We start from the raw sequence: 22,917 nt of genomic DNA, 5'->3' as shown, positions 1-22,917 counted from the left end.
CCTTAATCAACTTCAAATATTTCAGTATCGAATGTCCTGATGATAGTTTCCATTTGTCGAATATATGGCATTTTGGCCTTTTCAGGTGCATGGACAATTCCCGATATTAGATAAATCCGATCTTTTAAAGGTTCGTAAAAACCATACGCTATAAAAGGACCACCCTTTACTTCTGATTTTGATTCCCACAAACCATAGTATTTATATGTGGAGTATTGTTTGAACCAGACAGGCTCTGAAATCAAATAATCCCGATTCAGCTTCACATCTTTCAACTTTTTGCCAAATGTATTGGTCAGCAAACTATCCAATTGATATCCCAGCGTTGAATCCGTGGGGGTTGCCCATGAAACCACCAGCCATCGATATGGAAAATCACGACCCAACCATAGAATATTATCCTTAGGTCGATTTTCAATTTCCACATAATCATGCATCATACGTAGATAAAATCCATATTGGTTGTAATACTTTTCAGCAAGCTCGAATTGTTCACCTGATCGGTAAATGAAAGCTGAATTTCGCTCAAACATCTTTTTTTCAATAAAATTGAAAATTTGATCCTGATTGATTTCTAGACGATTTCGAAGGTCGGCAAGATTTTTACCGATAACGACAACCAGAGCTTGACCTGTAGCGTAGGCGTCACCTTGCTGATAATAACCTTTGGGATTTCGACGCATATTATTGATGGTAGAGTCAGGAAGCATGGAACGTACCTGGGGGGTCACACCACTCTTTTCTTCAAGACGAGTCAGTATCATCAAATTTTTATTCAGTATATTCGTGTTCAGATCATTTGGACTGATTCTCTGGAAGGTATATAGAGTCTCTGTGGGAGGAGTTTGATATACCTTCCCCAGAGTTTGAGCTAAAATCGGCTCGCAGGCTTCCCAATTTCTTTCATCACATACCACAGTAATGACATGATCATACCCAATGGCTTTTTCCTTGGGTCTCTCACATGCCCCTAGTGTTAGGACGACTATTAGCGCTATTACTGAATAGCGTATAAAATCTATTTTTCTCATCATACCCACTCCCCTGCGTTCACAAAAATAACGAAGCATAAAGTTATTCCCATCAGGAATCTCTCACAGCCTTTAATTGGTGATGAGCTCGAAATCTGCAAGTCCCTCAGAAATGGAGACGGATGTCACCTTGACTTTTACTGGATCTCCCAATCGATACATTTTTTTTGTCCGTCTTCCAGTGAGGGAGAAATTATTTTCCTCATATTCGTAGTAATCATCAGTAAGACTGCCAGCATGCACCAGCCCATCGACAAAACTTTCAGCAAGTTCCACGAAGAATCCAAAATTCAAAACTCCGGAAATCACCCCTTCAAATTCCTGACCGATCCGTTTGCTGAGATACTGTAGCTGTTTCATTTTCATATGATCCCGTTCAGCTTCTATGGCGACTCTTTCCCGTTGTGAACAATGCTCAGCTAATTTTTCAAGTGACGCTTGAGAGGGCAGGTTGGTATTGTCGTTATGGACATACTGCTTCAGGAGACGATGCACCGTTAAATCAGGATAGCGTCTGATGGGTGAGGTAAAATGGGTGTATGATTTGAATGCCAATCCAAAATGTCCCTTATTTTCAACAGAATATTTAGCCTTGGTCATGGATCTAAGGGCTACCTTTTCGATAAAATGTCGATAGGGGCTCTCCCTCACTGCCTCTACCAGGACTTGATAATCCATTGGTTTTACTGGCGTTTTAATCTTCTGGGGTATGTTTAAACGATTCAAAATCATCTGTAATTTGCTCACATCATCAATGGATGGTGTCTCATGGATTCGAAATATCCCAGGAAGTTTAGCCTTTATGAATTTTTGATCAAGGTATTCAGCAGTTACGCGATTGGCGGCCAACATAAATTCTTCTACCAATCTGTGCGCAGTCAAACGCTTGGAAGGTTTGATGTCGTGTGGGAACCCTGTTTCATCTAAAATCACTATAGGTTCAGGCAGATCAAGATCAATACTTCCTCTGGATTTTCTGTCACGAAACAGAACTTTTCTCAACTTCTCCATTTCTTGTATTTGTTTCGAATAGGTATGGGCTTTTCCATGGATGATCTCTTCAACTTCTTCATATGAGAAGCGCTGGTTCGAATGAATGACTGAATTCATGATTTTTGATGGGCCGAATTGACCATCGCGTCCAATTTCCATCATGCAAGTCATGCTGAGTCGGTCTATATGCGGTTTCAGGGAGCACAAATCAGAAGCCAGCTTTTCTGGTAACATGTGAATGGCTGTGCCAACAAGGTAAACACTTGAACCACGTTTTCTGGCACCTCTATCAATTGGACTACCTGGTGTGACATAGTGAGAAACATCAGCGATGTGCACTCCCAGTTTCCACCCCTTGGATGTTTGCTCAATAGAAATGGCATCATCAAAATCCTGAGCCGTCTCTGGATCAATTGTGAAACATGTAAGCTCTCTAAGATCTCTTCGATTTTCGATCTCAGTTTGCACACTCTCTTCAGAGTACGATTCGGCCTGTTCCAAAGATTTCGATGTCCAGGTCGTTGGGAGGTCATGTTGTTGGACGATTAAGGCAATATCGACACCTGGATCTCCAGGATAGCCAAGAATATCTTTAATCCTCACAAGTGGCTCTGGATGTCCTGCGTCCCATTGAACGAGCTCTACGGTGACCATATGGCCGTCCCTGGCAGCATTCTGCTCTCCCTCAAGCACAGCAAACCTAACTCGTATACGTTTATCCTCAGGAATGACCCATTGGCCAAACCGATCCTGCTGATAAACCCCAACAAATTGTGTCTGGTGCCGCTGGATGACCTCTATAACCTGGGCTTCAGGTTTATCGCCTCTTTGCTTATTTAGAATCTGTACTCTAACCACATCTTTGTGGAAGGCATGTTGCATGTGCTGTGCTCGAACGAAGACTTCACTGCCATCCTTCAGCTCCACAAAGCCAAATCCCCGGGAGGTTACTGCTAATATACCGGTCTTCTGCTGTTGCTTTGGCTTATAGGCATATTGATTTCGGCCCTTTTGATCGATGTGACCATTTCGATACATCTCCAGCAATAGAGTTTTGAGCGTCCGGTAATCGCGCTCTTTTATCCCTGCCGCTTTCATAATGGCGCGGTGTTTATACCAGCGACCCGGGTTAGATTTAAATGTGTCTAATATTTTCTTTTCAATTATCGATCGATCCAAGGAATACCTCCAGAATACTCAAGATGGAAAAAGCTGTTACTCATTTTAATCCCTTTGTGAGAAGCCAGAATGAGTCGAATGGGTCCTCTTCCACTTCTTAATTGAATACCCAGACCATAGCCCTGGATATTTTCAATTGAATTATTTGTATTATGCAAGCCAATATCATAAAACGCAAGGATTTGCGACTGTTTGCCCAAGGTAACGTGGAGGGTATTCTGCATACTTAATGTATTTGGAGCGCGGATAAAAGCTTCCTCATATCCGCGGACACTATTCACGCCTCCCAAAGCCATGAGGATTGAAGGATCAGATAAGGATTGGGTATGATTTTGTATGGTTGCGTCTGTTCTTTGAGAAACATAAAAATTGCCTGGGAGCCTATATTCTGCCTCAGATCGCAATGTGACCTTCCTGATGGATTGTGGTTCAAAATTCATTTCCTGATAGAGAGTGGTTCGTAATGATATCCCCTCATGAGCTTGAGCATTTAAGCTTGTTTGCCGATACCCGAGACCAAGTAAACGCTTTTTACTGGCAGCCCACTCTGGATAAAGTATGGAACCCTCATGGGTGATAATTGACTCATTCTTTTCATAATTGAAATATATAGACCGTTCCCAGTCAACATCCCAGCCCAGGCCAATTATAGTTTGGACGACCTGGTAATTCCCATCAATTACTTCCCTCCCAAACTGAAAGGTCGCTACAAGAGGCCATTGGAACAGCCAGGGATAATTCAAACCCAGATTGAATGATTCAGAATTAGATTTTAAACGTTTCCATGAAAAATTGAAGGACTTTCCCTTCCCATCAAAATTTGGGATATTCACATTGAGCTGCCCATACCAGGCCACAGTATCAGCATTCCCGCTTTTGTTAAAGGCTGCCAGACCCTGCAATTTAAGTTCAGGGTGGTATTTAACTTTATACCTCATATGATACTCTTCATTATCATCTTTTGATAGTCGGGAGAAATCAGCCAGCTGATAACCCAGCCCATTTATTCTACGTCTCGCTTTATGGAGTTTATCACTTGAGATGGTGGGTTGTCCCATTTTAAACTCTTTTTCCAGATAATCGGAACCTCTGGATGGGAGACCTGAAAAATGAACATAGCTCAGAGTTGAGGGATCGCCAGGAAAGATGTCTGCGTTGATCTGATCTGGATACTCGTGAGATTGCGATAATTCAATTTTTGCGTCCCAATACCCCATTGAAGCAATTGATTCCAATCTCGAATTTAAAATTGAGTCAATTTCTGAATCAAAAACCAGGGAGGTATCACTCTCTTCAGATTGGTTTATAACAAGCCTTAGCTCTTGTCCCAGGAGTGAAAGGCTGAACAAGGATAAAATGCCTATCTTGAGTAGGAAGCGAGTCATTAGAAGTGGGTTCTACCTTCCAGTCGTAAGTATTGCTCGTTCTGATTATCTCCACGTTTTTGGATGCTATAATTCATGGAAACTTGAAACATGCTTGAAAAAGTATAACGACCATTTACAGAATACTTCCAGTTATCGCCAGGCTGTCTTCCTGAAAAAACAGAATATGGGATGGATTGGACATCAGCCACAACCGTGGACAGGGTCATTTTCTGATCGATTCTCCCTCTCCGCTTGATCCGGAGACTGTGATTAAGATTAAGCAAGGACTCTGAATACATCTTGTCTAGTTGCTTATCGTTCACCAAAGAATAGGTGACATCCATTTCAAGTTTTTGTTGGGCAGATACTTTCGTGATGTGGTTCAAAAATGGTCTGGTAGATACCCATTCTTCTCTGGCAAGCGGATTATATTCAAGGGCACGCTTCCGAGATTCAAAAACAACGCCTATTTTTGATTGATGAGTACTATTCCAAATGAAATCCCCGTCAAGACTATGCGAGGTATATTCATTTTCCTCTGCCCCGTAGTTGTACAGAGTTGAGCTATTTTGATTTGATTTTCCAGAATAGCTGAACCGGGTGATATTCATGGCCTGTCCTGTTTGCATATCTAATCCAAGGCTTAGCATTGATTGACTCTGAATATCCCTCTGACTCTGAATTTCTTGTTTGAGGCGATACTCGTGACCCAGTCTACTTCGAAAAGCCACTCGATCCAAATTCCCAAAGCCATCTGACGTGTACTCCAATTTGGATTCGTTTTCAAATTTTCGGACCTGCTCCTCGTGATCAGAATACAAACGCTGGCGAATAAAGCGTCCACCACTCATGGGGATATAGTCCTGAATTGCTGGATCAAAGCTAAAATCTCCATAACCCGTATCCACTTCGATGTAGTGATAATCAAATTTTGGAATATGCTCTTCATCCAGGAGAAAATTCTCTTGAAAATTAAGATGCTTATCCAGTGCTTGTCCACTGACCTTTAACTTCCCCAGATAGTAAAGTTTGACGGCTCCGCTATCACTTCTGTGCTCACGATATTTCATGCTGAGCAACCCCTTTGAATCCAGAATATTTTCAAATCTGTAATCAGCTATCCAATCCTGTCTGTGATCACTCCATTTTTCAATGTCGTCTGAATTTAATATGCTCCTATCAGGTTCAGGAAATCGGTAATCTCTTCTTTGAATGAAACTGATCATCACTTCCTGATTTTCGGAGTATTCGAAGGTTGCATTGATCCCAGATTCCAAATGATCATTGCTCGCATGTAATACAGAGGACGATCCATCCTCAAGATTTATGGTCATACCAGTAGTTACCCTTCCACGGTGATAGCTGGATTTGAAAGCATGGGTTTGGCTAAGAGAACTATCAATATTGGAGAGAATGGCCATATATTCAGCAAATAGCGGTGCCTTCTGATCTGAGCTGCTCTCTATCTGAACTTGCTGCCCCACATTGGTACCTGATCGCTCCATTGTGGAAACAGAAGTCTTTAAATAATTAGCTTTCTGCTGGCCAATACGAAGCTGACCGTAGCTGAGATGTTCAGCCTCATCAAGCCGACTACTCAAATGCCATTTGCGATAATACTCCAATGACTCTAAAGCATCATGACTTGCATAGCCGGTTTGTATTTGTCTGTCACCCCAACGGAGTTCGAACCTTGGTCGATTGACGCCCATATCAACATCCCAGGCAATTTTGGATGACTGTTCCTCTGCGTTAGAGTACAAATTTTTGTTATCCTGGGAAATACCCACATCGAAATTCGCATCTAAGCTTGCCTTTTGGGCGTGACCAGAAAGTGAAAATACAGACAAAGATTGGGGCGCAATATATTGGTTGGCAGGCAGATACTCGCCAAATTCAGGATCGTATACATAGTATGGAACTATAGCATTGATCTCTTTCCGATATGCTCCGCGATCCAGACCAACAAAGCTAAATTCAACCACATAATCACCGAGCTGCTCACCCCTGTATAACAATATTCCGGTGGAATCCTGATCATAACTACCATTAAGGGTATCAAGGACAACCGTACTTAACTCAGTCGTATTGGTGTTTGTACCCAGCGGTCCAAATATTTGTTCAAGTTGGTCAGGTTCGATATTTCCCAGCGGGTTGTTTTTATCATCCCTGATATCCTGCCAGGCTGCAGATACATAAAATGGTGAATTGGCCCGATTGCCCAGGGAAACTTCTCCGCTGATCAGTTGTTTCCCAAATGAATAGGAAGCAAGGTAGATATCTGGGACATATTCAAATTCAACACTAATCCTGGAATTGGCTGAAAGGATATGATTTTGGGTAAAGTAGATTTCCGCAGCATTATAATCGATGATGTAGTCATCATCTTCTCCCCGGATGAGTAGATGATCATCAAGTTTGACTTTCTCAGAACCACCTAGAACGATGATGTATTTCTCCCCATTTTCACCCGACAATCTATAAGGCCCCTGTTTCCCATTCTTACCCTGAATCTGAAGCAGATGGTTCTTTCCATAGCTGAATCCCAGGGCCCCCTGCAAGCCCCCCTTTTTGGATTTTGCCTGAACATTGATTCCCTCAATGGATCGATCAACTTTTCCGAATTTGCCATTGTTGAGCTTTAAATCGACATCTCCTATGGAAGCGTTTAGGTCTGGACCATCGATTTGTATCAGTACTCGTTCGAAATCATTTAAGCGTCGTGTATTCCCAATGGGTTGAAGCGGTGAAGTCTTGTCAGTTAAGACGCCTTCAACCGTGTAATTCTCACTCAAATTACCCTTAATCTTGAGAAACATGCTTGATTGTAAGGATACTGATGAATTGCTGGAAACCTGTATTCCCCGGGTGATGCTTCCAACGGCATCAAGACCACTATTTACAGGCTGAGGTTTAACAATTGCAGCAGCATTACTCTTGCTTGTATCCAGAGCCGGTGTGTATGGAGGATGGTTTACAGCGTAAACTCTTGGTAGTTTCAATGTATCAGCACCCACGATGAAGGTTACTGAGTCAACACTATCATCTATTGCCTGGGCTGGAATGAATCCCTGCCCGGATGCAGCAATACATCCCAGAGAGACGATAAGAAATGTGATTAACCTGTAGATGTTACTACCGGATCTTTTTGATAATATTGTTTTTAATAATCGGCATTGGTTTTTCTGGTCAATCGGGTAAACGATGGAAGATCTAATTACGTTCCATTGCACAGAATAAAATATTCTTTACCAAGAATAAGCCAATATGAGAATATTATAGATAATATGGGCATATACGCTAATCCCATATCCACGAGTATAGAAAAGACTTCCCAGGAGAATACCTCCAAACATGCGCTGCGAAAATACAGGGAGGCTATAGGACTCCATGAATAAATGAAAAGCAGCAAAAACTACGGCTGAGAGTAGAATGGCAATTGGAACGGAGAAGCTTGACCTAAGCGAAAAACCTCGTTCAAGAATATTGAGAAAGGAACCAATTAATACAAGTCTGAAAATAAGTTCCTCAAAGATTCCTGCCCCTATTGCCAAATTAATATTGGTTATCTTTGCTTCCATTGTCACGAGTTGCAGGGGTAGCAGAGTAAACAGTTGGAGGCTGATAAAGATAAGAGAACCCCACAACATACTTTCTAAAAGCATATAGATAATATAATTGGCATGGATTCCAGGTTTTTTCTCAATCTTGTATCCACGAACCATGGTTATGATGAACAGGCCAAGTAGGATTGCTGAAACAATTAAGGGGTTGGTTAATCCCAGCGATTCAAAGAGGCTGCGCAATAGGATTTCACCTGTATTACGCAATTCAAAAAAAGAATCCCTGAATAATATGAGAATACCAATCTCATAGATGGCCACGGCTGGTAAAGTGAGTATCAGACTGTAATGAAGTGATTTGGAACTGTTTAGATACTGGCGGAGTGAGGAAACTTTTTTTGCCATGAATCGCTTCTGCTACTTTTTAGATGCCCTGGCGGGTAAAACTAGTCATTAAGCTTCAATACTGCCAGGAAGGCATCTTGGGGAACTTCTACGCGGCCGACCTGCTTCATGCGTTTTTTGCCTGCCTTCTGTTTTTCCAGCAATTTCCTTTTACGCGTGATATCACCACCATAACATTTGGCAGTGACATTTTTACGCAGGGCCCTAACCGTTTCACGAGCAATAATTTTTTGGCCTATGGATCCTTGAATGGGCACCTCAAATTGCTGGCGGGGAATTAATTCTTTCAACTTTGCGCACAACCGTCGAGAATGGTCATAAGCTTTATCCCGATGTACAATTTGTGAAAGAGCATCGACCCTTTCGGTGGCGATAAGAATATCTAATTTTACCAGATCACCTCTACGGAAGTCAATGGGCTCATAATCAAATGAGGCATAACCCCTTGATGTGCTTTTAAGTTGATCGTAAAAATCAAAAATGATCTCAGACAGGGGTATCTCAAAATAGATCTGGACCTTGGATTCATCCAGATAGTGTGTTGATTTATAAATGCCACGCTTATCAATAATCAACTTCATCAGATTACCGATGTAAGCAGGTGGCGTCAGCACTTCTGCAGTAACATAGGGTTCTTCAATATGGTCGACATCGCCAGGTTCAGGTAGATCGCTGGGTTTATCTACCATAATATGTGAACCATCCTTGAGGTTGACCTTGAATTGAACATTGGGCTGTGTCGTAATAAGATCGATGGCAAATTCACGTTCAAGACGCTCCTGAACAATTTCCATGTGCAATAGACCAAGATATCCCACTCGGAATCCAAAACCCAGTGCACTCGATGTTTCAGGTTCCCATGTCAGGGCAGCATCGTTCAGGTTGAGCTTTTCAAGGGCAGCCCTCAAGTTGGCATAGTCGTCAGAAATGATTGGATACACACCCGAATAAACCATGGGTTTTACTTCACGATACCCTGTTAGAACCTCCATAGCGCCGTGTTTTGCCGTGGTGATGGTATCACCGACGCGAATTTCACTGATATCTTTAATATTGGCTATTATATAACCTACATCTCCAGCCCTAAGAATATCAGCCTTCATCTTTTTCAGCTTGAAATAACCAAGTTCTGCAACTTCATATTCCTCTTTGCTGGCCATGAAACGTACGATTTCTTTGGACTTTAACTGCCCTTCAAGAACTCGAACGTAGGCAACGGCACCTCGATATGCATCGTATGTACTATCAAAAACCAAAGCTCTCAGCGGCAGGTCATCATTCCCCTGTGGAGCTGGAATTCGCTGAACCACTGCTTCCAGAATTTCCTTAATACCGATATCCGCCTTAGCGGAAGCCTGCAAAATTTCATCCTCATCACAACCGAGCAGGTCAACAATTTGTGATTTAACATTCTCAATTTGAGCAGCCTGGAGATCAATTTTATTAATAATTGGGATAATTTCCAATCCACTCTCAACAGCCAGCATGGCATTGCTGACAGTCTGGGCTTCAACACCCTGGGCTGCGTCTACCAGAAGCAAGGCCCCTTCACAGGCATCCAGACTTCTAGACACTTCGTAGCTAAAATCTACATGTCCAGGAGTATCAATAAGATTTAGAACGTAATCTTTGCCATCATTGGCAGAATATTTCACCTGAATAGGATGTGATTTAATAGTTATTCCGCGTTCACGTTCCAGGTCCATATCATCCAGAACTTGATTCATCATTTCTTTATTGGAAATCGTGTGGGTTTCTTCAAGCAGTCGGTCTGCCAGCGTGGATTTTCCGTGATCAATATGGGCAATTATACAAAAATTTCGAACTTCAGATCTTATCATAGGGCGCAATATACGCTTGATTATCTCGTATCAAACAGGAAGGCAAAACAGAATGAAAATGTTGATCAGAAGATTAGAATTTTAAAAAGAAACTGTTTCCACCTTTGGGTGAGTCCTCGATGCCAACAATAGCGTCATGCTCAGCGGCAATTCTCTTCACAATGGCCAATCCAAGTCCTCGCCCTCGTTTGATACCTTCCTCAAGTTGGACATTGCGTTTGAATATGGTTTCTCGCATCTCCAGGGGAATTGGTGGGCCTGCATCTTCGACTCTGAGTGTGACTCGACCTTTCTCTTTTCTCAAAATCAGGTCTATGGAGCCACCTGCTGTAGAATATTTAACAGCGTTGCTTAAATAATTTTTGGGAATCTCTGAAATAATTGGATTTGCTTCCACAATAAGGGAATTTGGTAATTTAAGCTTTAAGGACATAGAGGCGGTCGTCATAGGAGATGAAAACTCAGATTCCATGCCCTTTAACATGGGAACCAGATCCATTTTATCCTTGGTAATATTTTCACCAATACTCAACTTTGACAATACAGTGGCGTTTTCAATCACCTTCATCAAACTTTCAGCACTGCCCTGCAACAATTCATACATCTCATTGCCATCATCTTCTGCACTCAACATGTCTGTAATTGAGCTAATGACCCCTGCAGGATTTCTTAAATCGTGAGTGATGACATCAAGGAGTAATTCCTTCATCCCATTGGCATTGGCCAGTTCACTTGCTAACTCTTCAAGGGCTTTGCCCTTTCTTGCACGATCGATGGTAAGTGCAACTTGACCAGCAGCAAGATTTAAGAGTCTAATATCTTCATCTTCATACTGGGTTATGCCATCATATTCCTGCAGTACAAATGCGCCAATAACTTCGTCTTTTACCTTCAATGGTATTCCTAACCATACACTTGGCAACTCACCGGCTATTGTCACCTGACCACTATCCATGAGGGCACGGATTTCAGTCTGCTTGACATGAATTGTTTTCTGCTGCACGATAGCGCGAGCAGTGAGAGAAGTTTCTGGATCTAAAGGAATACTTTCCGGCAATTTTGATTTGTAAAAATCTCGTTCGTAGGGAAAGTAGAGTGTGTTATTTTCTTTATTCAGCATAACCAACAAGAAATTACTGGTAGAAATAATCTCGCTGATGAATTGGTAAATTTTGTCATAAAGGTTGGTTACATCAGTTGCCTCTATGGCCGCAGATGTGATTGCATAGAGCACATCACGTAGCTTTTGATCCTTCAGCGCTCTTTCTTCTTCGGCCTTCTGTCGTGTTATATCCTCAGTTAGGGCGACAAAATGGGTCACTGCGCCGTAGGAATTTCGAATGGGTGAAATAGATACTTTGCCCCTGGTAAGTTCACCATTACGTTTCCGATTAACAATATCACCAACCCAAACAGAGCCGCTCTTGATAGTGTCCCATAATTTTTTGTAGAAGAATTCATCGTGTTGATCAGACTTGAAGAGTCTTGGGTTTTGGCCCATGAGTTCGTCCAGACTATACCCCATTAGGGACAAGAATTGACTGTTAACATATTCAATGCTTCCCTCAACATCAGTAATGACCGTCATCACGGGGCTTTGTTCAACCGCCTGACTCAGTTTCTGAAGTTGAAGGTTTGCTTGATTTTGCTCGGTTATATCAAGTGCGTGGCCAACATTTTTAACATTTCCTTCGCTATCAACAAATGAGTTGGCAGAAACCAGTATATCACGTTTTTCCCCATTCGGGCGGAGAATATCCAGGGGATATTCAGTGGGAGCTTCCTCTCCAGCTTGTCTGGCTTCATAATTCTTGATTACTTGAAGTCGAGAAGGACCGAGGTGTTCAGAAAAATTTGAACCTATCAATTCCTCCCGAGGTCGATCGAATATTTCGCAAAGCCGATCGTTTACGTATACAAATTTTGATTTGTGATCGATGATATAAATGCCTGTTGTGGATTGCTCCACAATCGCCTGGATATGTGCTTCTGACTCTTCAACCTGTTTTTGAGTTTTCTCCTGTTCGCTTTTTAGCTGAGCATTCTTTATACTTTGCGATATAAGGTGCGCAACATCCTTAATAACAGCAAATTCGCTACGGAAATTTGGTATGCTTAAATTCCATGTAAATCCCAAAAGCCCAACAATCCGATCTTCTCCACGAATCAGAATGAGAAAGGAATCCTCATCCAGTAGTGTGTTCATGAGATCATCAGGAATCATCATCTTCTGATTTTCCAGGGTCTTCCTGTCTCTCTTTTTCAAATAGGATGCAAAGACCTCTGGCGAAATACCTTTTGATTGACTTGCACTTATTTTGTCATCATCAGACCATAGTATGATCCAATACTTTTTAAAAATATTTGTCGCTGAAAATGTATTATGAAGTAAGGTTCCAATTTCTTGTATGCTGCGGGTTGATCCCAAACCGCTGTAGATAGAATCCTTCATCCCCAGTAGTTCATTGATCCTGAGCATCATTTGATCCGTTGCAAAGCGTGTAAGTGCTATCTTGATCATCGTGCGAGCAGCTTGATCATCGATGGGCTTATGAAGGTATCCGTAGGCATCAGCATCCTGTATGGCCTTGGAAATATGCTGTTCATCAGCATAGGCAGTGGCAAAGACAATCGGAACGGGATGTTTTTTGTGAATTTCCTGAGCTGTCTCAATCCCATCCATTTTGCCACGGAGCTTAATATCCATCAGAATTATATCTGGGTTGGTCTTGGTCGTAAGTTTAAGAGCCTCAGCTCCAGTCCCTGCGATCCCCACAACCGTAAACTCATCCTGCGCCAGCCGAATAGATAAATCCTCAGCTGAAAGTCGTTCATCTTCAACGATAAGAATGCGTATTTTATGTTCTGAATTATTCATTGTTTTGAAACATCTGCTAAAAATTTCAGTTGATTGACTGAAATAATATAATAAATCTATTACACTAGAATAATTTTATATGTAAGGATTATTCAATTTCTGAAAAATATTTAGCAATTCTTTGTCCAGCTTTGCCTTCCCACCCATCAATTGGATAGCCATCGAGGGTATCCCCTTCAATAATCGAGACGATTTTAGCTTCAATTTGCTCTACATCGAATCCAACCACTGTATTTGTACCCTTGGTAAGGGTTACAGGACGATTGGTTGCTTGTCCAATGGTTATGCATTGAACACCCAATATAGTGGATTCCTCCTGAAGCCCCTGGGAATCGGTCACCACACACACAGTATTTTTCAAGAGCTTTAGCAAATCGTGGTAATTCTGAGACGTAACAAATTGAAGATTTACACCTGGATCCAATATGACTTCCGGAATATCCTCGAGTAGCGTGAGGGTTTTGGGATGTAGTACACAACAAATGCGTAGTCGTTCTGAAAGTTTTTCAAGCATGGTCATAAATGAGATCAGAAAACTTTTATTCCCCAGAATATGATCGTGATGCACGGTTAAGAGAATGTAGGCACCTGCTTCCAAACCATACCGGTCTAAAACATTACTGTCCTCAGCATAACCCAAATTTGCAAATACAGCATCGGAACGAATGTTTCCAACTTCAATAATGCTACTATTGTCATACCCCTCACGAATCAGGTTGATGACTGGTTCTTCATTTGAAGTAAACAGGTAGGTGGACAATTTATCAATGAGCATATCATTCTGTTCTTCAGCTATTTGAAAATCAAATGACCGAACTCCTGCATCGAGATGGGCAACTTCGATATGAGAACGTACTGCAATCAATGAACAGGCCAAAGCAGAGTCGGAATTTCCAAGGACGATGACGATATCTGGTCGATCAATGTGAATCTGATTTTCATAAGACATCATAATAGATGCCAATTTTCCAATGCCATCAACCGCATTGATATTGAGATAAGCATGAATGGGCGACAGGTGTAATTGCTCCAAAATATCCTGGCTGAGTTCTGGGTCATAGTGCTGACCAGTATGGATAATTCGAATTTCCAGTTTGTCTTCGAAATCCTGAAATGCAGTCTTTAATGCAGCTGCACGAATGAAATCAGGCCTAACTCCAACAATTATATCTATCTTTTTCATACGATCTCCATTTTCAGCTTACAATCTAGATCAATCCACAAGAATCAGGTCATGTATTTCATAATCCAAATTTATACTTCATGGTCAATCCGAAATGGCGAGGATCGCCATAGCTCATATAAAGTTTCTCATCATAGTCAGGTGGTTCGAGACCAAAGTAAAACCCTCGTATTGCATATTTTGTGTCTAAAATATTGTCTGCCCAGAATGACAGTTCAAGTGACCTGGAGAAGGAATATGTGATGCCAGCATTAAATAGATTATACGCCGCTGACACCTGATCATGACTCTCTGAAAAATAGAAATTATCCTTCCCGGAAACTGAGCCTCGTAAAGAGACATTGGTCCATAGGCTGTAATCTATACCAAGTTTGTAAGAATACTGAGGCGCATGGGCAAAAGCTCTATCGCCGAGTGAAATAAGTTGATCTGGGGCTACTTCGAAGGAATACTCCTGTGTTTTAGACTCCAGCAAGCCCAAATTACCTGACAGATGAATTCGAGCGTTCACTACTCTGCGAAATTCTAATTCCATCCCATAGACATACCCTTCCGAAGCGTTTCCTATGTAGTAAGTAAAGCTATTCGGGTCCATGGGGTCTTGTTGGCTGGAAAGTGAAACTTGCTGGTCAATTCGCTGGGTGTAAAATGCCAGAATTGAAAGCATGCCTGAATTGGAAACACCCCGGTAGCCCATTTCATAATTATTTACATATTCAGGAGAAAAAGGGCGATTGATATCCAGGATGCGTGGGTGCTGGTTAATTCCACCAGCTTTAAAACCCCGCGCTACATTTATGAACGTCGACTTGCGCTGGTCAATTTTGTATAAAACTGCAATCTTGCCACCATTGAGTTGATCACTCATCCCGAAGGTGGTGGTTTTATTGTCTTCATAATCGGTATTACGCTTCCCTAGACGAAGATTGGAAGTAATCTTGAACCTGTCAGTTGGGCTATAATCTATTTGTGTATAAACAGAACTATTTCTCAAATGAAATTCACTTTTAAGTTCCGATTCATCACCACCGAATAAATATCCCTCGGCATCATCTTTCTCGATGAGATCCTTATAATAAATTCCTGTTATTAGATGAATAGATTCATTTTTACTGGCGTGGACCAGACGTAGCTCCTGCGTCCTCGTGTTTCGATTACGAGCGACCTCGTCGAAAAAGTCATACCTCCACCCCTCTATGTCAGGATCGAATCCGTAGGGCTCTTGAGCCCAAAAATCATCATTCCCCCAATCGCTATCATAACTGTATTGCATATCGGCGACTGAGAGAGAAGAGATCGAGAATAAATCTGTACCTGGGGAAACCTCATATTCTGCTCTGACGACGATGGCATTTAATGTCTGACTATCCTTCCCAGGTTTGTCACTATAGGTCGTAAACCCAGTGTTGGTGGGACTCCATGTATCATACCCATTATCCATATTTACTGACAGTAGTGTGGTTTTGATTTCAAGTTTTGGATTGATGGCCCAGATTAGCTTTAGCCTGGCCATAGTTTCAAGTCTTTCATTGGTGGTATGGTCATCCAGATATTCATTATATTGGAATCCATTGGTGTATCCACGATAGGCAGCCAGACGGGCTTTGAGGTTTGAACCGGAATGTAGATTGAATGCTGTGCCTATATTCAGAGTGCTGGAATTCCCGGCAGAGACAGTGACATAAGCATCCTGGCCGTGGTCAGGATCATTTGAGCGCAGAACAATAAATCCTGCCAGTGCATTGGGACCATATATTGATGATTGGGGACCGCGAAATAATTCCACTCGGTTTACATCAAAAGTTAAGCCCGACATGCCGATTCCACTCAGATCGAGATCATCTATGCTGAAACCAACAGAGTAGTTTGGCGGTCCATCACCTGCAAATTGTGATCGCTCCCCGATACCTCTGATTTGAAAATAACGCGGTCTGGAGCTACCACCTGCCCAGTTCAGATTGGGGATGTTGTTTATCAAGGTCTGAAAGTGGGGTTCACTGGATTGATCAATTTCCCGTTTACTGATAACACTGATACCGCCTTCAGTATCCAGCAAAGATTGTGTTCTGAGTGCCCCATATACACTGACAGTCTCTCCACTTAATAAAATGGGGACCAGCTTTATAGTATCCAGAATTTCACTTTCATTCAGGATTTTGGGATCATAGGCAATATGCTGAAAGACTATTTTACCATCGAGATCACCAGCAATGGAATATTGTCCTGATTCATCGGTAACAGTGCCCATGGAACCAGAAATGATTTCACACCCTGCGATGGGTAAATTGGTGGTAGCATCCACGACTCGACCAGAAATGGTTTTTTCCTGAGAGCGTGCCCCGGAGTTAAGTAATAGAATAGAAATAAAAAAGATGGTGAAACGGTTCATATGTTCTCCCTACGCTGGCATGATCCAGATCAGGTTCCTAGGGTTTGATCTCAGCCCAGCCTCCGCGATGGAAGTCACTGGACACCCCGATATCGATGACAATATAGAGTTATGTTGGAGGTGAAGGGTAAAAAAATGCCACCCCAGAAGGATGGCATTTATGAGACTACTTTGAATATCGATTATGGATTAACGATTTTAGAATTGCGAATGTGTTTGCTCAATTTCCCAAATCTTCAATCGGTGTTCCTTGCCTGCCTTGCCGAAGCTGATAAGCGTGGGCAGGTTCTTAAATCAAAAAGAGACTACCCCTATTGGGACAGCCTCTTTATGAAACTCGATATTTGAGAAAGGGTTAGCCGATAACTGCGTCGACCTTGGCGGTAATCTGTGGTTTGGGTACTGCCCCAACAAGCATTTGGGCTACTTCACCATTTTTGAAAATCAAAAGACTTGGAATACTACGAATCCCGTATTTCTGAGCAACTTCTGGATTGCCATCTACGTCTAATTTTCCAACTTTCAACTTACCTTTATATTCACTGGCAATTTCTGCAACTACTGGAGCAACCATTTTACACGGCATACACCAAACAGCCCAGAAGTCTACAAGCACTGGTACGTCTGACTCAATTACTTCAGCATTAAAGTTGCTATCGGTAAATTCTTTCACATTTTCAGCCATTATCTCTCCCTAGGCAATCAATTAACATTATAAAACCTGAAGAAGATAAATGAAGCTTCAGGTATGTCAAGTTATTCAATCCATCAAATGCACTACGCTCTCATCCATCTATATATTTCTGGCAAAGTGATGCGTTTTCCATAAAGCAGGATGCCAGTCCGGAACACCTTAGCGGCTAGTCTGATACTTCCATAGACACTAATAATCATTACAATAATGGTTGTAAGTATCTGAAAAGTTGATGTCTCCCCTACTGCTATCTTAATCATCATAAAGAAGGGCGTCACCAGGGGTATATAGCTTAAAACATTTACCAGAGTAGAGTTAGGGTTTTCGATGACCATGGTCCACAGAACCATGGGAATAATAGCAATAAATGTGATGATTTGAATAGCCTGCTGGGCCTCCTGCTCAGAATCAAACAAGGCCCCTACTCCTATATATATTCCTGCATATAACAGATATCCGAGAATAAAATACGTAAAATAGAGCAGCCCGATTGCTGGCGTAATGAGGGATAGATCATAGTAACTGCCTGCGATGAATGTTCCAATCAGGTATATGGCAGATTGGGTTAGCCCCAGCAAGCCAAGTCCCAATATTTTTCCACCCATCAATTCATTGTAGCTCACCGTTGATAAAAGCACTTCAATGACCCGGGAAGACCTTTCCTCCAATACCGCCCTCAGCAGGAGCTGCCCACCTGTAAAGATGCCCAGGAAGAGTAAAAACATGAATACAAAGGGTGCGATATAACCTGCGATAAGTTCTTCAGTTTCCCTCTCCTCAGATGAACCAATCTCAAAATGAGAAACTGTTACATTAAAAAATATTTCATCCAGTGCATCATCTGACAATTGCAGAAAAATGGCTTTCTCCTTGATTAATAACTCCTTCAACTCAGATTCGATAATATCAGTTGAGCGAATGGTTGAACTTGATCTGGCATAATTACGAAGCATTGGATTGGTAAAAAAATCAGCTGGAATTACGAAGTAACCATCGAGAGTCTTTTCATTCACCAGTTCATCAAATTGAGTTTGCAAAGATTCAAAGCTACCGTTGGACACGGCCAGATTGAAGGGCGGGGTTTCCTTCTCAGCGAACCGCTCGTCCAGAACAAGAGACAATTGATGTCCATAGAAACCTGTTTCATCAATTAATCCAAAGTTTTTGGTTTCAATACCTGCACCTGAACCAGCCATATATCCAGTACCCAGACTAATCACCAGGATCAGAATTGGCATGCCAAAAGTTCCAATGATAAACCATTTTGAGCGAATTCTACGACGATACTCGAACCATGCAATTTTCAAGGCATTCATGATTCAGATCCCTGTACCAAATGAATAAAAACTTCTTCAAGACCTAACTCGGCAACTCTCACCGATTTTAAATCGATTGATTTATTCAGAGTGGAAATGATATCCTGCTTTGAATGACCGTCAATTTCGATAAACATGGATCCATTTGTACGCTCTGTTGTGAAAGCAGAAAAGCATTCATGATTGAGATCAGCCTCATTTACAGGTGTTACCTGAAGACGCTGAATGCCTTCTGATTGCATTATTTTTGATAGTTCCCCAGCTGTGACCAATTGACCTTTATTAATCAGGGCAACATCATCACATAGCTTTTCCACCTGGTCCATTTGGTGAGAGCTGAACAGGATGGTTTTACCAGCTTGTTTCATCTCCTCCAATATTTCCTTTAAGAGAAGCTGATTAACAGGATCAAGACCAGAAAAAGGTTCATCCAGGACTATGTATTGAGGGTCATGGAGGATGGTATTTATAAATTGAAGCTTTTGCTGGTTACCCTTTGACAATTCACTGACCTTGGATTGCAGCCTGGATCCCAGATCAAAGCGCTGGAGATATGCTTTAATTTTATCATTGGCATGTGGAACGCTTCGAAGATGAGCAAAGTATTGCAGTGTTTCCATGACTGAGATCTTCTGGTACAACCCTCGTTCTTCAGGCAGATATCCTATTTGGTTTGATGGAGGTCTATTATTACTTCCTTCAAAAAGGATCTGGCCTTCATCGGGAATAATAATGTTCATGAGCATACGAATGGCTGTGGTCTTCCCTGCCCCATTGGGACCCAGAAAGCCATAAATTCTACCTGGTTGAATGGTCATATTGAGTTCAGAAACAGCAACAATGGAATCGTATGTTTTGGAGATTCCCCTGATTTCTATCATAATGTCACTTTCATGATTTGAGGAAGGAGGAGCAAGAGGGTTTAGTTATGGATGATCCGAATAAATTTTCGCTTACCGGCTTTTATGACGAAACTCCCCTTGGTATTAAAGGGTAAGAATTCATCCTGGACTTTTTCTCCATCAACACTCACTGCATTTTGCTTGATAAGCCTGCGAATCTCCCCCTTACTGCCGAACAATCCACTCTTATCCAGGAGGGAAAGCAGGGTTTCATCAGATGACTCCACAATGAGCTCAGGCATTTCATCTGGGATATCTTTTTTGATAAACAAATTATCGAAGGCTTGTTGTGCAGCAGTTGCTGAATCTTCATCGTAATAGACTTTCACCAATTCACGACCCAACTGTCGCTTAAAATCACGTGGGTTTTCCCCTGATTTCATTTTGGTTTCGATGCTTTTGATATCATCCATGGGGAGATTGGTGGTGAGGGTGAGATATTTTATAATCATTTCATCTGGTATGGATAACACTTTTCCAAACATTTCAGCAGGTGAATCTGATAATCCGATATAATTGTCATAACTTTTGGACATCTTTTCCACACCATCTGTCCCTTCAAGAAGGGGCACTGTCATGATAACCTGTTGGGCTTGATTGGATTTTTTTTGCAGCTCTCGTCCCATAAGCAGATTAAATAGTTGATCTGTTCCCCCCAATTCTACATCAGAATGCAGATGGACAGAGTCCTGTGCCTGGGCAAGTGGGTAAAGGAATTCATGAACCGAGATGGGTGTTCCACCCTTATACCTCTGAGAAAAGTCATCGCGTTCCAGCATTTGCGCTACGGTCACCTGGGCAGCCAGCTTAATGACTTCAGAAAAATTCATGGTGTTCAGCCAGTCCGAATTGTGCACCACATCAAGCCTGTCGGTGTTTAAAATAATAGAAGCTTGGTCGAGATATGACTTACCAAAATCACGAGCTTCTTCCAGGGTTATACTAGGTCTGGTCTTATTTCTACCCGTAGGATCACCAATGGAGGCCGTAAAATCTCCAATAATGAGTATGGCATTATGACCCAGATCCTGGAATTGACGCAATTTTCTCAGGACGACGGCATGACCTATGTGCAAATCAGGACGACTTGGATCAGCGCCGAGTTTAATTTTTAATGGCTTCTCTGAGGCTATGGACTTTTCGAGCTTCTGTTCAAGTCCTTCAGGCGAAACAAAGTCTTCTACACCTCGGGAGAGTATATCTAGCTGTTCTTTAACTGGTGGAAATTTCAAAATCTTTCTCCGCTATTCTTAGTGACTGAGTTTTCTGGCTCTATCCATTTCTCTGGTGGCATCACGTTTGAGAGAGGTCTGCCTTTTATCTCGAATATTTTTACCCTTTGCAAGACCAAGCTCAACTTTCAGCTTTCCTGCCTTAAAATAAAGCGAAAGCGGTAGTAATGTATATCCTTTGGCTTCGATCTCATGACTCAATTTTCTAATTTCTTTTTTATGTAGTAACAAGAGTCGAGGTCGTGTCGGGTCATGTTGATCGTAATCATTTGCTGTTTCCCAGGGCGAAATATGCAGATTCAATAATGAGATACTCCCATTCCGTGGTCTTGCATAGGCATCACCCATGTTGAGATTTCCTGCACGAATTGATTTTACCTCAGTTCCATGCAGGGAGATGCCGGCCTCAAATTTTTCTATAATCTCATATTCGTAGTACGCGCGCTTATTGCGTAAAACCAACTTGATATGTTTATCGTCGTTCATGCGGAAAATTTATTCTTCCCTTACCTGATAACAACCCCGCTTTTAGTAATGTTGCCCTTAAAGGAGAGCTTTAATGAAAATATTTAACTAGAATTTGTCCATATATCAACATATCTGGTCCAATATTGTTGAAACATGGAGTATTTATCGATGATGAGTGCCCAAATACATCCAATAAAAAAAGCTGTTCCAGAGACTATTAATCCCTTGATGATCGTATAATAAGGGATTATAATTAAAGTAATGGTTCAAGTGTTTAACATCGATTTATCATAGAGTGAGCGGATTATGCCAAGGGAAGCCATCAAAAAACTATACTATTCAATCGGTGAAGTCAGCGAAGCAACTGACTTAAAGCAATACGTGTTGCGCTACTGGGAGTCAGAATTTCCCCAGCTATCTCCTGCTAAAAACCGTGCTGGCAACCGTACCTACCGGGAAAAAGACATTGAGTTGGTAAATTTTATTAAAACGCTACTTTATGAAAAGAAATACACCATTGAGGGAGCGCGTCAGAAGCTAAAGCAGTTACAGGACAACGGTCAGCCTCTAAATGTCCTCAGCCTTGAAGAGCCAGTGGCAGCTCAACCTACCCCACCAACTCAAGCCGTAGAGCAACCTATGGCACCAAAACCAGTGACTTCTGCCCAGGGTGATATGACTCCAGAGCGTTACAAGAAATTTCTAACAAATCTTCGTATTGATCTAAAACAGCTTATTGATTTAATTGATTCATAAACTTGTTTTAACCCCTTAAAGCTCCTTGATTCGGAGTGTTTCAATTCTTTAATTAGGCCGCTTCATAAATAGCTCTTTTCAAGACCTATTTTGTGGCGATGATCTCGGAACGTGGCGCAGCCCGGTTAGCGCGCTTGACTGGGGGTCAAGAGGTCGGGAGTTCAAATCTCCCCGTTCCGACACCCACTAAACCCTTGCTTTGCGAGGGTTTTTTTATATTCCTGAGAATAATCACTGGTTAGCGCGTTCCGACACCCTATAAACCCTGCCTGCTGGTGGGGTTTTTTTTGTTAAACCGCAAAGTGCGCAGAGACCGCAAAGATTCTTCAGCACAAGGTTAAGCGCGTCCCGACGTGCGTGTCGGGAAGCTCGGGAGTTCACCACGAACATAGTGATCAGAGGCGAGGGAATCTGAGCTTGTCGAAGGTGATGCTCAGTCAAATCTCCCTGCTTGTGCCGCCGAAGCTTGCCCGTAGGCGTATTCCGACAAAACAACATTGCTTTGAAGTGGTGTTTTTATAAATCCATTAAAATATTGAAACATATTGATAGTATTCGGGTAAATTGAAGACATCAATCATATCCCTGATTCCGATATAAAGCCCAGTTAAAGAGTTTTGTCTGATACATTTGATCAAAAAAGTTTGTGGGTTCACGATATCTGATTATCAGCGATCTTTAGATGAACAGTTTCCTTTCTGTTAAGTAATATGTCTCATA

General features: G+C 41.9%; 16 protein-coding genes, 1 tRNA gene and 1 riboswitch. Of the genes, 3 read left to right on the top strand and 14 right to left on the bottom strand.

The window, feature by feature from the left end; genetic code table 11:
• Positions 1-2: 2 nt before the first annotated feature.
• From ISR87_12775 to ISR87_12735, 9 genes are all read right to left on the bottom strand, one after another.
• Positions 3-1,034, bottom strand: a complete 1,032-nt coding sequence (locus ISR87_12775; protein ID MBL7026316.1) for a DUF4837 family protein — start codon at positions 1,032-1,034, stop codon at positions 3-5.
• Between the two features lie 69 nt (positions 1,035-1,103).
• The gene (gene rnr / locus ISR87_12770; GenBank protein MBL7026315.1) at positions 1,104-3,203 is read right to left on the bottom strand and encodes a ribonuclease R; all 2,100 of its coding nucleotides are present in this window, start codon (positions 3,201-3,203) and stop codon (positions 1,104-1,106) included.
• A complete protein-coding gene (locus ISR87_12765) occupies positions 3,188-4,588 on the bottom strand; it encodes a BamA/TamA family outer membrane protein (GenBank protein MBL7026314.1) in 1,401 nt (466 codons plus the stop codon). Before ISR87_12765 ends, rnr begins: the two co-directional genes overlap by 16 nt.
• Positions 4,588-7,803, bottom strand: coding sequence for a hypothetical protein (locus tag ISR87_12760; protein MBL7026313.1), 3,216 nt, complete (start codon positions 7,801-7,803; stop codon positions 4,588-4,590). The genes ISR87_12765 and ISR87_12760 overlap by 1 nt, the downstream gene beginning before the upstream one ends.
• Before the next feature lie 15 nt (positions 7,804-7,818).
• A complete protein-coding gene (locus ISR87_12755) occupies positions 7,819-8,538 on the bottom strand; it encodes a CPBP family intramembrane metalloprotease (protein ID MBL7026312.1) in 720 nt (239 codons plus the stop codon).
• A gap of 41 nt (positions 8,539-8,579) precedes the next feature.
• A complete protein-coding gene (gene lepA / locus ISR87_12750; GenBank protein ID MBL7026311.1) occupies positions 8,580-10,379 on the bottom strand; it encodes an elongation factor 4 in 1,800 nt (599 codons plus the stop codon).
• A 73-nt stretch (positions 10,380-10,452) separates the two neighbouring features.
• The gene (locus ISR87_12745) at positions 10,453-13,257 is read right to left on the bottom strand and encodes a PAS domain S-box protein (GenBank protein MBL7026310.1); all 2,805 of its coding nucleotides are present in this window, start codon (positions 13,255-13,257) and stop codon (positions 10,453-10,455) included.
• Between the two features lie 88 nt (positions 13,258-13,345).
• Complete coding sequence (locus ISR87_12740) at positions 13,346-14,440, bottom strand: UDP-N-acetylglucosamine 2-epimerase (protein MBL7026309.1); 1,095 nt, start codon at positions 14,438-14,440, stop codon at positions 13,346-13,348.
• A gap of 58 nt (positions 14,441-14,498) precedes the next feature.
• On the bottom strand, positions 14,499-16,829 hold the full coding sequence (locus ISR87_12735) for a TonB-dependent receptor (protein MBL7026308.1): 2,331 nt from the start codon (positions 16,827-16,829) through the stop codon (positions 14,499-14,501).
• Positions 16,817-16,928, bottom strand: a riboswitch (TPP riboswitch). Its footprint overlaps the gene before it by 13 nt.
• A 21-nt stretch (positions 16,929-16,949) precedes the next feature.
• On the opposite strand from ISR87_12735, the gene ISR87_12730 reads away from it, so the two are divergent.
• Positions 16,950-17,177 (top strand): hypothetical protein, encoded by a 228-nt coding sequence (locus tag ISR87_12730; GenBank protein MBL7026307.1) that lies wholly within the window; start codon positions 16,950-16,952, stop codon positions 17,175-17,177.
• Positions 17,178-17,184: 7 nt separating this feature from the next.
• Here ISR87_12730 and trxA read toward each other — a convergent pair whose 3' ends face one another.
• From trxA to smpB, 5 genes are all read right to left on the bottom strand, one after another.
• Complete coding sequence (trxA, locus tag ISR87_12725) at positions 17,185-17,514, bottom strand: thioredoxin (GenBank protein ID MBL7026306.1); 330 nt, start codon at positions 17,512-17,514, stop codon at positions 17,185-17,187.
• A gap of 92 nt (positions 17,515-17,606) precedes the next feature.
• A complete protein-coding gene (locus ISR87_12720) occupies positions 17,607-18,839 on the bottom strand; it encodes an ABC transporter permease (GenBank protein ID MBL7026305.1) in 1,233 nt (410 codons plus the stop codon).
• The gene (locus tag ISR87_12715; protein MBL7026304.1) at positions 18,836-19,720 is read right to left on the bottom strand and encodes an ATP-binding cassette domain-containing protein; all 885 of its coding nucleotides are present in this window, start codon (positions 19,718-19,720) and stop codon (positions 18,836-18,838) included. Before ISR87_12715 ends, ISR87_12720 begins: the two co-directional genes overlap by 4 nt.
• Before the next feature lie 41 nt (positions 19,721-19,761).
• Positions 19,762-20,973, bottom strand: a complete 1,212-nt coding sequence (locus tag ISR87_12710) for a tyrosine--tRNA ligase (GenBank protein ID MBL7026303.1) — start codon at positions 20,971-20,973, stop codon at positions 19,762-19,764.
• 18 nt (positions 20,974-20,991) lie between these two features.
• Positions 20,992-21,459, bottom strand: coding sequence for an SsrA-binding protein SmpB (gene smpB, locus ISR87_12705; GenBank protein MBL7026302.1), 468 nt, complete (start codon positions 21,457-21,459; stop codon positions 20,992-20,994).
• A gap of 288 nt (positions 21,460-21,747) precedes the next feature.
• On the opposite strand from smpB, the gene ISR87_12700 reads away from it, so the two are divergent.
• Entirely contained in the window at positions 21,748-22,197 is a 450-nt protein-coding gene (locus ISR87_12700; protein ID MBL7026301.1) for a MerR family transcriptional regulator, read from the top strand.
• Between the two features lie 105 nt (positions 22,198-22,302).
• Positions 22,303-22,377: transfer RNA gene (locus ISR87_12695), tRNA-Pro, on the top strand.
• The last annotated feature ends 540 nt before the right edge of the window (positions 22,378-22,917 follow it).

The organism is Candidatus Neomarinimicrobiota bacterium (assembly GCA_016784545.1).
In the GTDB taxonomy this organism is placed as follows: Bacteria; Fidelibacterota; UBA8477; order UBA8477; family JABMPR01; genus JABMPR01.
Note: the sequence above shows the minus strand (reverse complement) of the source record. Positions and strands in the feature narration are given on the sequence as shown.

Coding starts and splice junctions, on each gene's coding strand:
- ISR87_12775 (MBL7026316.1), bottom strand. CDS start 1,034: ATGATGAGAAAAATAGATTTTATACGCTATTCAGTAATAGCGCTAATA.
- ISR87_12765 (MBL7026314.1), bottom strand. CDS start 4,588: ATGACTCGCTTCCTACTCAAGATAGGCATTTTATCCTTGTTCAGCCTT.
- ISR87_12755 (MBL7026312.1), bottom strand. CDS start 8,538: ATGGCAAAAAAAGTTTCCTCACTCCGCCAGTATCTAAACAGTTCCAAA.
- lepA (MBL7026311.1), bottom strand. CDS start 10,379: ATGATAAGATCTGAAGTTCGAAATTTTTGTATAATTGCCCATATTGAT.
- ISR87_12745 (MBL7026310.1), bottom strand. CDS start 13,257: ATGAATAATTCAGAACATAAAATACGCATTCTTATCGTTGAAGATGAA.
- ISR87_12740 (MBL7026309.1), bottom strand. CDS start 14,440: ATGAAAAAGATAGATATAATTGTTGGAGTTAGGCCTGATTTCATTCGT.
- ISR87_12735 (MBL7026308.1), bottom strand. CDS start 16,829: ATGAACCGTTTCACCATCTTTTTTATTTCTATTCTATTACTTAACTCC.
- trxA (MBL7026306.1), bottom strand. CDS start 17,514: ATGGCTGAAAATGTGAAAGAATTTACCGATAGCAACTTTAATGCTGAA.
- ISR87_12720 (MBL7026305.1), bottom strand. CDS start 18,839: ATGAATGCCTTGAAAATTGCATGGTTCGAGTATCGTCGTAGAATTCGC.
- ISR87_12715 (MBL7026304.1), bottom strand. CDS start 19,720: ATGATAGAAATCAGGGGAATCTCCAAAACATACGATTCCATTGTTGCT.
- smpB (MBL7026302.1), bottom strand. CDS start 21,459: ATGAACGACGATAAACATATCAAGTTGGTTTTACGCAATAAGCGCGCG.
- ISR87_12700 (MBL7026301.1), top strand. CDS start 21,748: ATGCCAAGGGAAGCCATCAAAAAACTATACTATTCAATCGGTGAAGTC.